We start from the raw sequence: 13,528 nt of genomic DNA, 5'->3' as shown, positions 1-13,528 counted from the left end.
CGATCTCAGCTCTTGACGATGTGCAACAGGCGCGCACAGTCACGCGCCGCCGTGCGCGCTTCTTCGAGCGTCGCGGCGGTGAAGTTCACGTGGCCCATCTTGCGGCCCGGCCGCGCCTCTTCCTTGCCGTACAGATGCAGCCGCGCCGCGGGCATCGCCGCCACTTCATGCCAGGGCGGCGTGATTGCCGCGCGCTTCGGGCCATCCTTGAACCAGACATCGCCGAGGATGTTCAGCATCGCAGCCGGCGAATGCTGGCGCGTGTCGCCAAGCGGCATGCCCGTCATCGCGCGAACCTGCTGCTCGAACTGGCTGGTCGCGCAGGCATCGACGGTGTAGTGCCCGGAATTGTGCGGACGCGGCGCCATCTCGTTCGCGACGAGCGAGCCGTCTTCCAGGATGAAAAACTCGACGCACAGCACGCCGACGTAACCCAGCTTCGCGGCGATCTGCAACGCGGCCTGCTGGGCCTGCTCGACGAGCGAAGGGCTCGCATCCGGTGCCGGCACGATCGTGTGCGAGAGCACGCCGTCGCGATGCGTATTCTGCGCGAGCGGATACACCGCCGACGTCCCGTTCGCGCCGCGGGCAATCAGCGCCGAGACCTCGAACTTCAGCGGCAAACGCTTTTCCAGTACGCACGCCACGCCGCCGAGCGACGCATGCGCCTCGCGGACTTCCCCGGCGTTGCGCACGCGAATCTGGCCTTTGCCGTCGTAACCGAGCCGCGCCGTCTTGAGGATGCCGGGCAGCACGGCTTCGAGCTTCGCGTCGTCGATCGCTTCAAGCGCGGCCGACGACTCGATCACCACATGCGGCGCCACCGCCACGCCCGAAGCGGCGATAAAGCGCTTCTCGGCGATGCGGTCCTGCGCGATCGCGACGCATCGGCCAGCCGGGCTGACGAACGTATAGCGCGCGAGGAAATCGAGGCTCGCGGCGGGCACGTTCTCGAACTCGGTCGAAACGGCCGCGCAGAGGCGCGCGAGTTCGGTCAGCGACGCTTCGTCGTCGTACGCCGCGCGCAGGTGCCGGTCGGCGACGGCGCCCGCCGGACTGCCCTCGTCCGGATCGAGCACGGCGACGCGGTAACCCATCGCCTGTGCGGCGAAGCAGAACATGCGGCCAAGCTGGCCGCCACCGACCATGCCCAGCCAGGCGCCAGGCAGAATCGGTGAAACCGGTGTGTTGTCTGAATTCATCTCAGTGGTCGGCAGCGGCCGCAGCGCAGGCAGCCAGGAATCTGATGCGCAACGGCCGGGGTCAGGCAGGAAACATCGGTTCGCGCTTACAGCGCGGGCAATACCATTGCATGTGCCGCCTTGTTCTGATGCACGCGGTATTCAGCAAGCTGGTCCGCGTACTCAGGCAACGCCACGCTCAGGATCGATACGGCAAAAAGCGCTGCGTTCGCCGCACCGGCTTCGCCAATCGCAAACGTCGCGACCGGCACGCCCTTCGGCATCTGGACGATCGAGTGCAACGAATCGACGCCCTTCAGATACTTGCTCGCAACCGGCACACCCAGCACCGGCACCGTGGTCTTGGCGGCCAGCATGCCGGGCAGGTGCGCGGCACCGCCCGCACCCGCGATGATCGCGCGCAGGCCGCGCTCGCGCGCACGCTCCGCGTATTCGAACATCTCGTCGGGCATGCGGTGCGCCGAAACGACCTTCGCTTCGTAGGGCACGCCGAACGCCTGAAGGAGCGCGACGGCGTGTTTCATGATGTCCCAGTCGGAACTGGAGCCCATCAGCACACCAACGAGTGGCGCGGCATGCGTGTGGGTGGTCTGTGCTTCACTCATCGTACGAACTTCCTTATCGGGCGGGCTTCAATCACTGGCACGTCAGGCGAGCTTCTGTCCGGTCAGCCGTTCGAGCGCTTCCTGATACTTTTCGCCCGTCTTCGCGACAACGTCGTCCGGCAGCTTCGGCGCCGGCGGCTCTTTCTTCCACGGCTGCGTTTCGAGCCAGTCGCGCACGAACTGCTTGTCGAACGACGGCGGGTTCGTGCCGACCTGATACTGGTCGGCTGGCCAGAAGCGCGACGAATCGGCCGTCAGCGCCTCGTCCATCAGATACAGCCTGCCGTGGTTGTCGAGACCGAATTCGAACTTCGTGTCGGCGATGATGATGCCGCGGGTGGCCGCGAATTCCGCGGCTTCCTTGTACAGCCTGATCGAGATGTCGCGGATCGTGGCCGACAGTTCGGTGCCGATGCGGCGTTCCATCTCGTTGTACGTGATGTTCTCGTCATGGTGGCCCATTTCGGCCTTGGCTGCCGGCGTGAAGATCGGCTCAGGCAGCTTCTGCGCGTTTTGCAGGCCCGGCGGCAATTCGACGCCGCACACGGCGCCCGTTGCCTGGTAGTCTTTCCAGCCGCTGCCGGCGAGATAACCGCGCACCACCGCCTCGACCAGGATCGGCTCGAGACGCTTGACGACAACCGCACGGCCCCTGACCTGCCCGACTTCGTCCGCCGCGACGACCGTTTCCGGCTCGACGCCCGTCAGGTGATTCGGCACGATGTGCTTTAGCCTGTCGAACCAGAAGTTGGCCATCTGGTTCAGCACGCGCCCCTTGTTGGGAATCGGCTCGCCCATGATGACGTCGAACGCCGACAGGCGATCGGTCGTAACGATCAGCAACTGGTCGTTGCCCACCGCGTAGTTGTCGCGGACCTTGCCGCGGCCTAGCAGCGGCAGCGAGCGGAGCGTGGATTCGTAGAGGGTAGACATCGTCGTAGTTCGCTAGAAATGGGGCAAAAATGAGACCGGAACAAAAGGGAAACGCCGTTCCCCGGATCATGCGGGAACGGCGATCTGACAACAACCTGGCCGGATGGCCAGCCGCTTCGGCAATCCAGCAGCCAGCCACACGCCAGGTCAGTGCTGAACGAACAGCCTAGCGGACCACCTGCCGGAGGTCGCCCGACCTGTACTTCTCCGCCATCCTGTCGAGCGACAGCGGCTTGATCTTCGCAGCCTGGCCTTCGCAGCCGAACGCCATGTAGCGATCGACGCACACCTTCGTGGCAGCTTCACGCGCCGGCTTCAGGTAGTCGCGCGGGTCGAACTTCGACGGGTTTTCGGCCATCGCACGGCGGATCGCACCGGTGATCGCGAGACGCAGGTCCGTATCGATGTTGATCTTGCGCACGCCGTTACGGATGCCTTCCTGGATTTCCTCGACCGGCACGCCGTAGGTTTCCTTCATGTCGCCGCCGAATTCGCGGATTTCCGCGAGCAGCTCCTGCGGCACCGACGACGACCCGTGCATCACCAGGTGCGTATTCGGAATGCGCTGGTGAATTTCCCTGATGCGCTGGATCGACAGCGTATCGCCCGTCGGCTTCTTCGTGAACTTGTACGCGCCGTGTGACGTACCGATCGCGATCGCCAGCGCGTCGCACTGCGTGAGCTTCACGAAATCGGCGGCCTGCTCGACGTCGGTCAGCAGCTGTTCGCGGGTCATCGTGCCTTCCGCGCCGTGGCCGTCTTCCTTGTCGCCCTTCATCGTTTCGAGCGAACCGAGCACGCCCAGTTCGGCTTCGACCGTCACGCCGATCGAGTGCGCCATCTCCACGACCTTGCGCGACACGTCGACATTGTATTCATACGACGCCACCGATTTGCCGTCCGCCTCAAGCGAGCCGTCCATCATCACGCTCGTGAAACCACTGCGCATGGCCGCCATGCACACAGCCGGCGACTGTCCGTGATCCTGGTGCATCACAACCGGAATATGCGGATACGACTCGACTGCCGCTTCGATCAGGTGGCGCAGGAACGGCTCGCCGGCGTACTTCCGGGCGCCGGCCGACGCCTGCATGATGACCGGCGCGCCGACCTTGTCCGCCGCCGCCATGATCGCCTGCACCTGTTCCAGGTTATTCACGTTGAATGCCGGGAGGCCATAACCGTTTTCGGCGGCATGGTCCAGCAACTGACGCATTGATACGAGAGGCATGGTGAAACTCCTTAATTGAAACGAAACCTGTGCCGTCGGCATCTAATTTTTGAGATTTTATCGCGAAGCAAGCCGCATTCCCGTGCGAGCCATCCCTGAGCGTGGCTCAGGGGCGCGCCGCCTCTCCCGGGAACGCGGCCTGTTCGCCGCGCCGATCGGTCAAAAATCCAGTCTGATCAGTACGGTTCACCCACCCGCACGATTTTCAGCGTGTTCGTTCCGCCGGCCTGACCCATCGGCTCGCCGACGGTCAGCACCACCATGTCGCCGTGCGACGCGTAGCCCTTGCTGACCACCACTTCGAGCGCCTGCGCGAGCGCCGTGTCGCGGTCGGTGTTGGTGTCGAGGTGCAGCGACGTCACGTTGCGGTACAGCGCCATCGCGCGCTCGCTGCCGGTGCGCGGCGTGAGCGCGAAGATCGGCACGTGCGTCCAGTGACGCGACATCCACAGCGCGGTGGACCCCGACTCGGTCAGCGCGACGATCGCCTTCGCGCCGAGGTGGAACGCCGTGAAGAGCGCGCCCATCGCGATCGACTGGTCGATGCGCGTGAACGTACGGTCGAGGAAATCCCTGTCCAGTTCCGACTTTTCCGACTTCTCGGCTTCAACGCAGATCGCGGCCATCGTTTCGATGGTCTGCACCGGATACTTGCCCGCCGCCGATTCCGCCGACAGCATCACGGCATCCGTGCCGTCGAGCACCGCGTTCGCGACGTCCGACACCTCGGCGCGTGTCGGCACCGGTGCGTGGATCATCGATTCCATCATCTGCGTGGCCGTGATGACGAACTTGTTCGACTCGCGCGCCATGCGGATCATGCGCTTTTGCAGCGCCGGGACTGCGGCATTGCCCACTTCCACGGCAAGATCGCCGCGCGCGACCATGATGCCGTCCGACGCGTCGAGGATGCCCTGCAGCGCCGGAATGGCTTCGGCGCGCTCGATCTTCGCGATCATCTTCGGCTTGATGCCGTAAGGCGCGCCCGCGATGTTGGCGAGCTGGCGGGCCATTTCCATGTCGGTCGCGTTCTTCGGGAACGATACCGCGACAAAATCCGCACCCAGCGACATGGCTGTCTTGATGTCTTCCATGTCCTTTTCGGTGAGCGCCGGCGCCGTGAGGCCGCCGCCCTGGCGGTTGATGCCCTTGTTGTTGGACAGGTCGCCGCCGATCTTCACCGTGGTGTGAATCTCGGTGCCGAGCACGCGTGTGACGTTCAGGACGATCAGGCCGTCGTTGAGCAGCAGCACGTCGCCTGGTTTCAGGTCGCGCGGCAGGTCCTTGTAATCGAGGCCGACGCGGTCGTCGTTGCCGAGTTCGCACGCGGAATCGAGGATGAACGAATTGCCGGCGATCAGCGTGGTCTTGCCGTTTTCGAACTTGCCCACGCGGATCTTCGGGCCCTGCAGGTCAGCCATGATGGCGACTTCGCGGCCAGCCTTGCGCGCGACTTCACGGACGAACTCAGCGCGTTGGCGATGGTCGTCGGCGGTGCCGTGCGAGAAGTTGAGCCGCACCACATCGCATCCGGCCTGAATCATTTGCAGCAGGATGTCCTGCGTACTGGAAGCCGGGCCGATGGTGGCGACAATCTTGGTGGCGCGATGCATGAGTCTCCTCGTCTGGATGGGTTCGCTGGATTGAGCGTTGCGAGTCGGATTCGATGGCGTGGCCGCGCGGGCGGCTGCCAGGGGTTGCGCGCCGGCTGGAGCTGGCGTCGCTTTGTTTGAGCGTTGCGCAGCGGGCGTGGCCGCTGCTGCGATGTCTGGTGCCTGTGCGCTGGCTTCGGCCAGCGCGGCGGTGTCGGTTGTGGCGGTTTCTGCTGGCGCGCGGGTGTGTCGTGCCGTTACTGCGTGATTCTGTGCGTGTTCCTGCACCGCCGGCTGGCCCGGCGCGCCGGCTGACGCCGGAGCCGCTGCCGGCGGCTTGCTGCCGGAGTGCGCGCTGCTGCGCTCCCCTGCGGCTGTCGTACGCGGCGTGGGCCGGCCTTTTGCTGCTTTCGTCGGGGAGCGCGTTGCCACGTTAAGCCCGCGATTCGAGGATTTCGACGGCGGGCAGTTTCTTGCCTTCGAGGAACTCGAGGAAGGCGCCGCCGCCCGTCGAGATATAGCTGACCTTGTCGTGGATGCCGTACTTGGCGATCGCCGCGAGCGTGTCGCCGCCGCCCGCGATCGAGAACGCCGGCGACTTCGCGATCGCATCAGCCAGCGTCTTCGTGCCGTTGCCGAACTGGTCGAATTCGAACACGCCGACCGGGCCGTTCCAGACGATCGTGCCGGCCTTTTCCAGCTGCGCGGCCAGCGCCTTCGCGGTGTCCGGGCCAATGTCGAGGATCAGGTCGTCGTCCTGCACATCGGCCACCGCCTTCACTTCGGCCTTCGCCGCCGGCGAGAATTCCTTCGCGGTGACGACGTCCGTCGGGATCGGCACCGAGGCGCCGCGTGCCTTCGCGGCGTCGATGATGGCCTTCGCTTCGTTGACGAGATCGGCTTCGGCGAGCGACTTGCCGATCTTCAGGCCCGCCGCCAGCATGAACGTGTTCGCGATGCCGCCGCCGACGATCAGCTGGTCGACCTTGCCGGCGAGCGAATCGAGAATGGTGAGTTTGGTCGACACCTTGGAGCCCGCGACGATCGCCACCAGCGGACGCTTCGGCGCGCCGAGCGCCTTGCCGAGCGCGTCGAGTTCAGCCGCGAGCAGCGGACCCGCGCAGGCGACCGGCGCGTATTTCGCGATGCCGTACGTGGTGGCTTCGGCGCGGTGCGCGGTGCCGAACGCGTCGTTGACGTAGACGTCGCAGAGCTTCGCCATCTTTTGCGCGAGCTCGTCGGAATTCTTCTTTTCGCCCTTGTTCACGCGGCAGTTCTCGAGCAGCACGACCTGGCCCGGCGCGACGTTCACGCCGTTCTCCACCCAGTTCGCGACCAGCGGCACGTCGCGGCCGAGCAGTTCCCCAAGACGCTTCGCGACCGGCGCGAGCGAGTCTTCCGGCTTGAGTTCGCCTTCGGTCGGGCGCCCAAGGTGCGAGGTGACCATCACGGCCGCGCCGGCATCGAGTGCGTCGCGGATCGCCGGCACCGACGCACGGATGCGGGTGTCTTCGGTGATGTTGCCGTGATCGTCCTGCGGCACGTTCAGATCGGCGCGGATGAACACGCGTTGGCCGGCAAGCTTGCCTTCGGCGATCAGATCGGTGAGACGCTTCACTTGGGTCATGGTGTCGGGATGCAGGTTGATTGGAAGGCGGTGATGGACAGCGCAACCTGCCCGACATGACGAGGACAGGGCCGGCGGCATCGGCCGCGGCTTCGCGCAGTGATCCGGAAGACGGCTATTTTAACCGATACCGGTGACGTTCCTGGACGTGTGGCAGCGAATCTCCAGCATTTGGACGGGCGTTGCGCGATGCTGCGATGCAATATTTCCCGCGGCCGGACGCTAGGCAACAAATCGCAGGAAGGTGAACACCGCCATGCCGGCGACAATCGTGCCGATCATGCTGCGCCGCCATAGATACCAGCCGAGCCCCGCGAGCGTGGCGTAGAACTCGTGATTCGACAGGCCGAAGGACAGCCCGTTGCTGGTTTCCACCACGTCGGGCAGCACGACCGCCGCCAGCGCCGCGGCCGGCGCGTAGCGCAGCATGCGCTGCACGCGCTCCGGCAGGACCGTGCGCTCGCCGCCGATCAGGAACATCGCACGCGTCAACGCGGTGACGAACGTCATGCCGAGAATGGCGAGCCAGATCTGCGTGGTGGTCATCGTGAATCTCCCGCGCGCTGGCGGATGCGGCGCAGATCGGCGCGCTCGACGACCAGATCGGTGATGCTGCCCGCGACGATCGCGGTGATCACGGCCAGCGGCAGCGCGAGCCGGTACGGCAGGTCGAACGCCAGCAGCGAAACGACGCCCGCGATGGCGACCGCGACGGCCGTGGAACGCGTGACGATCGCCGACACCATGATCGGCAGCAGCACGAGCGTGCCGGCAAGCCCAAGCCCCCAGTTGTCGGGGAAAAGGCTCGCGAGCAGGATGCCGACCGCCGACGAGACCTGCCACGATGCCCAGCTGGCAATCGCCATGCCCCAGAAATACGCCTCCTTGCCGGGCTGGAAGCCGACCGGAAAGCTCTTCTTCTGGAACAGCAGATAGATGATGTCGCCGTTGAAATAGCCGATCAGCATGCGTCGCCACAGCGGCAGATACGAGAAATGCGGCGCGAGGCCGGCGCTGAAGATCACGAAGCGGGTGTTGACCATCGCGGCGGTGAGCAGGATCGTCCAGACCGGCAGCTTCGCGGCGAAGAGCGGCAGCACGGCCAGTTGCGACGAGCCCGCATACACCGCCAGCGACATGCCGAGCGCCTGGGGCAGCGTCAGCACGGATTTGCTCATCGCGATGCCGGTCACGAGCCCCCACGAGAATATCGCCATGAGCGTGGGCGAATAGTCACGCAGGCCCAGGCGAAAGGCCTGGCGATCAACTTCAGAGAGGCGATGAGACATTGGACGAGGCGGGCCGACGCGCGATGCGCCGCCGTAGCAGAAAAGACACAGCCTGTCGGAAAACCTCCGCCAGCGCATCCGGAACTGATTTATGTGTGCGCAGAATTATAGCGTCCGTAAGGTGGCTGAATGCCCGTTCCGTGTGCAAAAGACGCTAAAATAACGGACTTCGCCGCTTGACGAATCTGTGTTTTGGCTTTTCGCGCCACGCATTCCGGCTTACGCCCGCCGTAAGTCCGCGTCGCGCGGTCCCGCCAGGTCGTCCCAGCGGCGCCACGAACACCTCATTACGCACCGCCTGGAGAATCGTATGTCAATGGCCGACCGCGACGGCAAGATCTGGATGGATGGCAAGCTCATCGACTGGCGCGATGCCAAAATTCACGTCCTCACCCACACGCTGCACTATGGCATGGGCGTCTTCGAGGGCGTGCGAGCCTACAAGACGGACGCCGGCACCGCGATCTTCCGTCTGCAGGAGCACACCAAGCGTCTCCTGAACTCCGCGAAAATCTTCCAGATGGACGTCCCGTTCGACCACGAAACGCTCGCCGCCGCGCAGCGCGAAGTCGTCCGCGAGAACAAGCTGGAGTCGTGCTATCTGCGCCCGATCATCTGGGTCGGCTCGGAAAAGCTCGGCGTGTCGGCGAAGGGCAACACGATCCACGTCGCAATCGCCGCGTGGCCGTGGGGCGCGTACCTCGGCGAAGACGGCCTGAAGAAGGGCATCCGCGTGAAGACGTCGTCGTTCACGCGCCATCATGTGAACGTGTCGATGGTCCGCGCGAAGGCGTCGGGCTGGTACGTGAACTCGATCCTCGCGAACCAGGAAGCCACCGCCGACGGCTACGACGAAGCGCTGCTGCTGGATGTGGACGGCTACGTGTCGGAAGGCTCGGGCGAAAACTTCTTCCTCGTGAACAACGGCAAGCTGTACACGCCTGATCTGTCGTCGTGCCTCGACGGCATCACGCGTGACACCGTCATCACACTCGCGAAAGACGCCGGCATCGAAGTAATCGAAAAGCGCATCACGCGCGACGAGGTCTACACCTGCGACGAAGCGTTCTTCACCGGCACGGCCGCCGAAGTCACGCCGATCCGCGAACTCGACAACCGCACGATCGGCGCGGGCGCGCGCGGTCCGATCACGGAAAAGCTGCAATCCGGCTTCTTCGACATCGTGAACGGCAAGAGCACGAAGTACGCGAACTGGCTGACGAAGGTTTAAGCGTTCGTTCACGGCCTGCGCGTGGCTTTACACCGCGCACCGCGTTTTCATCCGAATACAAAGAGAAAGTCGTCATGAGTGAAATCAAGGAAATGCCGCTGGTCGAACTCTCGGCCAAAGACCTGCCGGCGTATTGCCCGAATCCGTCGATGCCGCGCTGGAGCACGCATCCGCGCGTCTTCATCGACGTGACGCACGGCGAGGCACGTTGCCCGTATTGCGGCACGCGCTACAAGTTGCGCGCCGGCGAAGTGGTCAAAGGCCACTGAGCACGTCCGCATCGCGGCTGGCAGCCGCGGCGAGCTGGACGTCGTTCCGGCCCGCCGCGCTTCGCCCGGCCGTCTTTCCTCCACAACCTGAACGCCGCGCGCCTGTGCGCGCGGCGCTTCGTTTCGACACCGGAAACCCACCCTGATGCGTCGCGCGTTGGTAATCGCACCGAACTGGATCGGTGACGCATTGATGGCTCAGCCGCTGTTTTCGCGGCTCGTGAAACTGCATCCGCGCATCGCGATCGATGCGGTCGCGCCCAGCTGGGTCGCGCCCGTGCTCGAGCGCATGCCCGAGATTCGCGACGTCCACGCCACCGATCTCGCGCACGGCAAGCTGCAGATGCTGCGCCGCTGGCAGCTCGCGAGCGACCTGCGCGAAGTCGGATATGACGCCGCGTACGTGCTGCCGAATTCGCTGAAGTCGGCGCTGATTCCGTGGATGGCGGGCATTGCGCTGCGCATCGGCTATACCGGCGAGAGCCGCTACGGCCTCCTGAACGTGCGTCACGCGAATCCGCGCAAGGACGAACGTCCGCCGATGGTCGGCCAGTACGCCGCGCTCGCCTATGCGCCGGGCGCGAAAGTGCCTGGCGACCTGCCGATGCCGCGTCTCGACGCCGACCTGAACGAGGCGTCGCGCGTGTCGGCGCGCTTCAATCTGGATACGCGCGTGCCGCTCGTCGTGTTCTGCCCGGGCGCCGAATACGGCCCGGCCAAGCGCTGGCCGCCCGAGCATTTCGCCGCGCTCGCGAAGATGATCGGCCAGTCGTTTCCGTACACGCAGATCGTCGCGCTCGGCTCGCCGAAAGACGCGCCGCTCGCCCAGGCGATTGCCGGGCACGCACCGAACGTGCGCAACCTGTGCGGCCAGACCGCGCTCGGCGAGGCGTGTGCGCTGATCTCGCGGGCAAGCGCCGTCGTCACGAACGATTCCGGGCTGATGCACGTCGCGGCCGCGCTGCGCCGGCCGCTGGTGGCCGTCTACGGCTCGACCGATCCGCGCCACACCCCGCCCCTGTCGGAGCTTGCAAAGGTACAATGGCTGCATCTCGAATGCAGTCCCTGCTTCCAGCGCGAGTGCCCGCTCGGCCATCTGAACTGCCTGCGCCAGCTCAGCGCGGAACAGGTCTTCGATGACCTGCGCGGCATGCTGGTCGCGCAACGCTAGAACCGTCTGATCGCCATACGCATGCTTCATCGCGTCATGCCCGCGCCTCACGGCGCGGGCATCCTCGCGGAAGTCCCATCCGTGTACGCACGCCGGGGCGCTGCCGCTGACTGTCGAGCCGGCCCGGAGACGCACCCGGACACGCAACCGCGCGCGCCGCGCACAAGAGACTGACGAGCCATGCCACGTTTTGCCCACATCTTCGAAGCCGCCGCCGACACGCTCAACGCCTGGTACCAGGCCATCGCCGAGGTCAACATCGACAGCTTGATGGGCCTGTGGATCGACGAGGAGTTCGTCAGCTGCATCTGGGCGGACGGCTCGCACCTGCACGGCCTCGAAAGCATCCGCGCGGGTCTGTCCGTGCAGCTCGAAATGAATCCGGTATCGATCGAGCCGCTCGATATCCGCGTCTACGACAGCCTTGGCACCGTGGTCTACGCGATCGCCGAAGCGCATAGCCCGGCCGATCCGGCGGCCGCGCCCGCGATGGTTTTCACCACGTATGTGATGGTTCACGAGCGCGGCGAATGGCGCATCGCGCACATTCATTCGAGCCCGATGCCCGACGCCGCCGCGAGCCAGTTCGCGGTCAAGATGCGGCACGGACAGGGATCGCTGCATTGACGCTGTCCGTTTTTCCTGTCGTTCCTGCTTTTCCGTTTTTTCGATCTGGCTGCTGGCATGAGTACGACGCATAACAAGAACGGTTCGGATACGTTGCCTGTCGAGGACGTCGCGGAGCTGTTCGCCGGTCTGCGCTATCGCGCGCCGTTCTGGCTGCCGAACAGCCACACCCAGACCATCGTTCCCGCGTTGTTCGCGCGCCTGCCGGCCGTCGCCTACCGGCGCGAACGCTGGGACACGCCCGATGGCGACTTCATCGAACTCGACTGGCTGAAGCGCGAGCCCGCATCGGCTGCGCACCCGCGCGATGGCGCTGCACCCCTCTCCCGCTCCGACGACGAAACACCGCTTTTCGTGCTGTTTCACGGCCTTGAAGGCAATTCCGCGTCGCACTACGCGCGCGCGCTGATGGCCGCCGCACGCGATCGCGGATGGCACGGCGTCGTGCCGCATTTCCGTAGCTGCAGCGGCACGCTGAACCTGCTGCCGCGCTTCTATCACCTCGCCGACAGCGACGAACTCGACTGGGTGCTGCGGCGTCTGCGCGGCATGCATCGCGGGCCGATCGTCGCGGCGGGCGTTTCGCTCGGCGGCAACGTGCTGCTGCGCTGGCTGGGCGAACGCAGGCAGGATGCGTCGTTTGTCGCGGCGGCGGCGGCGATTTCCGCGCCGCTCGACGTACACGCCGGTGGACGCGCGCTGTCGCAGGGTTTCGGCAAGGTGTACACGCGCAGCTTCCTGAAGACGCTGAAAGTGAAGGCCGACCAGAAGCTCACGCAATACCCCGGCCTGTTCGATCGTCACGCGATGCTCGCGAGCCGCACGATGTACGAATTCGATAACGTCGTGACCGCGCCGCTGCACGGCTTTCGCGACACCGACGACTACTGGACGCGCGCGACCACGCGCCCGTTGCTGCCGGACATCACGGTGCCGACGCTCGTGCTGAACGCGCGCAACGACCCGTTCCTGCCGGGCTCGGTGCTGCCGTCGCGCCGTGAGGTGTCGGCGGCGGTGGAACTGGACCAGCCGGATCACGGCGGCCACGTCGGCTTCATGACCGGGCCGTTCCCGGGCCGCATCGACTGGCTCGCGCAGCGCGTTTTAGGCTACCTCTCCCCCTTCGCCCATCATGGATGACATCGTCAGGCAGGCCCTCGTCAAATGGCCGAACGTGCCGCATTGCACCGGCTGGCTGCTGCTCGACCGGCGCGGCAACTGGCGCATGCGCGACGAGGCCGCGCAGGCCCAGGGCGCACCCGGCGAGCCGATCCGTCACGAGGCGCTGCTGGGTTTCATTCACCGTAACTACGAAGCCGACGCGCGCGGGCAGTGGTTCTTCCAGAACGGCCCGCAGCGCGTGTACGTGGAACTGGTCTATACGCCGTGGATCGTGCGGCTCGCCGTCGATGCAGGCGGCACGCTGACGCTCACCGATCAGGCGGGCGGCGCGTTCACGCCCGCTGCGGCATGGCTCGACGACGAAGGCGGCATCCTGTTCACGGAGGCGGCGGCCAGCGCGGGACAACAGCCGCGCGTGGCCGCGTTGCACGACCACGACCTCGATCTTTTCTCGGAACACGCGAAAATCGCCGACGATGGCCAGAGCGGCACATTCCACTGGCGCGCCGACGCGACCTTGCCGCTGCAAACCATCCCGCGCGCGGACGTCGCGGCGCGCTTTGGCTTTGTCGCGAGCCCCGCGGCGCAAGCCGCCCAAGCCGCCGACGCGTCCGGCGATCGCGCCTGAG

Annotated in this window: 14 protein-coding genes; 6 read left to right on the top strand and 8 right to left on the bottom strand. The window is 65.5% G+C overall.

The genetic code is table 11. The features are described from left to right. Positions 1-5 precede the first annotated feature (5 nt). From BLV45_RS01890 to BLV45_RS01855, 8 genes are all read right to left on the bottom strand, one after another. On the bottom strand, positions 6-1,202 hold the full coding sequence (locus BLV45_RS01890) for a 5-(carboxyamino)imidazole ribonucleotide synthase (RefSeq protein ID WP_090528164.1): 1,197 nt from the start codon (positions 1,200-1,202) through the stop codon (positions 6-8). Positions 1,203-1,288: 86 nt separating this feature from the next. Continuing rightward, the gene (gene purE / locus BLV45_RS01885) at positions 1,289-1,807 is read right to left on the bottom strand and encodes a 5-(carboxyamino)imidazole ribonucleotide mutase (RefSeq protein WP_090528160.1); all 519 of its coding nucleotides are present in this window, start codon (positions 1,805-1,807) and stop codon (positions 1,289-1,291) included. Between the two features lie 42 nt (positions 1,808-1,849). Beyond that, positions 1,850-2,740, bottom strand: a complete 891-nt coding sequence (locus BLV45_RS01880) for a phosphoribosylaminoimidazolesuccinocarboxamide synthase (RefSeq protein ID WP_090528157.1) — start codon at positions 2,738-2,740, stop codon at positions 1,850-1,852. Between the two features lie 166 nt (positions 2,741-2,906). Continuing rightward, the gene (gene fba / locus BLV45_RS01875) at positions 2,907-3,971 is read right to left on the bottom strand and encodes a class II fructose-bisphosphate aldolase (protein ID WP_090528153.1); all 1,065 of its coding nucleotides are present in this window, start codon (positions 3,969-3,971) and stop codon (positions 2,907-2,909) included. A 176-nt stretch (positions 3,972-4,147) separates the two neighbouring features. After that, on the bottom strand, positions 4,148-5,584 hold the full coding sequence (gene pyk, locus BLV45_RS01870; RefSeq protein WP_090528150.1) for a pyruvate kinase: 1,437 nt from the start codon (positions 5,582-5,584) through the stop codon (positions 4,148-4,150). 412 nt (positions 5,585-5,996) lie between these two features. Continuing rightward, entirely contained in the window at positions 5,997-7,190 is a 1,194-nt protein-coding gene (locus tag BLV45_RS01865; protein WP_090528148.1) for a phosphoglycerate kinase, read from the bottom strand. Between the two features lie 222 nt (positions 7,191-7,412). Further along, on the bottom strand, positions 7,413-7,736 hold the full coding sequence (locus tag BLV45_RS01860) for an AzlD domain-containing protein (RefSeq protein ID WP_090528145.1): 324 nt from the start codon (positions 7,734-7,736) through the stop codon (positions 7,413-7,415). Next, on the bottom strand, positions 7,733-8,479 hold the full coding sequence (locus BLV45_RS01855) for an AzlC family ABC transporter permease (RefSeq protein ID WP_090528142.1): 747 nt from the start codon (positions 8,477-8,479) through the stop codon (positions 7,733-7,735). The genes BLV45_RS01860 and BLV45_RS01855 overlap by 4 nt, the downstream gene beginning before the upstream one ends. A 310-nt stretch (positions 8,480-8,789) precedes the next feature. On the opposite strand from BLV45_RS01855, the gene BLV45_RS01850 reads away from it, so the two are divergent. The 6 genes from BLV45_RS01850 (at position 8,790) to BLV45_RS01825 (ending at position 13,527) form a co-directional block, all read left to right on the top strand. After that, complete coding sequence (locus BLV45_RS01850; protein WP_090528139.1) at positions 8,790-9,710, top strand: branched-chain amino acid transaminase; 921 nt, start codon at positions 8,790-8,792, stop codon at positions 9,708-9,710. 74 nt (positions 9,711-9,784) lie between these two features. After that, on the top strand, positions 9,785-9,979 hold the full coding sequence (locus BLV45_RS01845; RefSeq protein WP_090528136.1) for a zinc-finger domain-containing protein: 195 nt from the start codon (positions 9,785-9,787) through the stop codon (positions 9,977-9,979). A 145-nt stretch (positions 9,980-10,124) separates the two neighbouring features. Next, positions 10,125-11,150 carry a lipopolysaccharide heptosyltransferase II gene (gene waaF, locus BLV45_RS01840; RefSeq protein ID WP_090528133.1) on the top strand — a complete coding sequence of 342 codons (1,026 nt, stop codon included), beginning with the start codon at positions 10,125-10,127 and terminating at the stop codon, positions 11,148-11,150. A 180-nt stretch (positions 11,151-11,330) separates the two neighbouring features. Next, positions 11,331-11,777, top strand: coding sequence for a nuclear transport factor 2 family protein (locus BLV45_RS01835; protein ID WP_090528128.1), 447 nt, complete (start codon positions 11,331-11,333; stop codon positions 11,775-11,777). Between the two features lie 57 nt (positions 11,778-11,834). Then, positions 11,835-12,917 carry a hydrolase gene (locus tag BLV45_RS01830; protein WP_090528125.1) on the top strand — a complete coding sequence of 361 codons (1,083 nt, stop codon included), beginning with the start codon at positions 11,835-11,837 and terminating at the stop codon, positions 12,915-12,917. Further along, the gene (locus tag BLV45_RS01825) at positions 12,910-13,527 is read left to right on the top strand and encodes a DUF2946 family protein (RefSeq protein ID WP_090528122.1); all 618 of its coding nucleotides are present in this window, start codon (positions 12,910-12,912) and stop codon (positions 13,525-13,527) included. The genes BLV45_RS01830 and BLV45_RS01825 overlap by 8 nt, the downstream gene beginning before the upstream one ends. Position 13,528 lies beyond the last annotated feature (1 nt).

The organism is Paraburkholderia sartisoli (genome assembly GCF_900107685.1).
In the GTDB taxonomy this organism is placed as follows: Bacteria; Pseudomonadota; Gammaproteobacteria; order Burkholderiales; family Burkholderiaceae; genus Paraburkholderia; species Paraburkholderia sartisoli.
The sequence above is the reverse complement of the archived record's forward strand: the minus strand, read 5'-3'. Positions and strand labels throughout refer to the sequence as shown.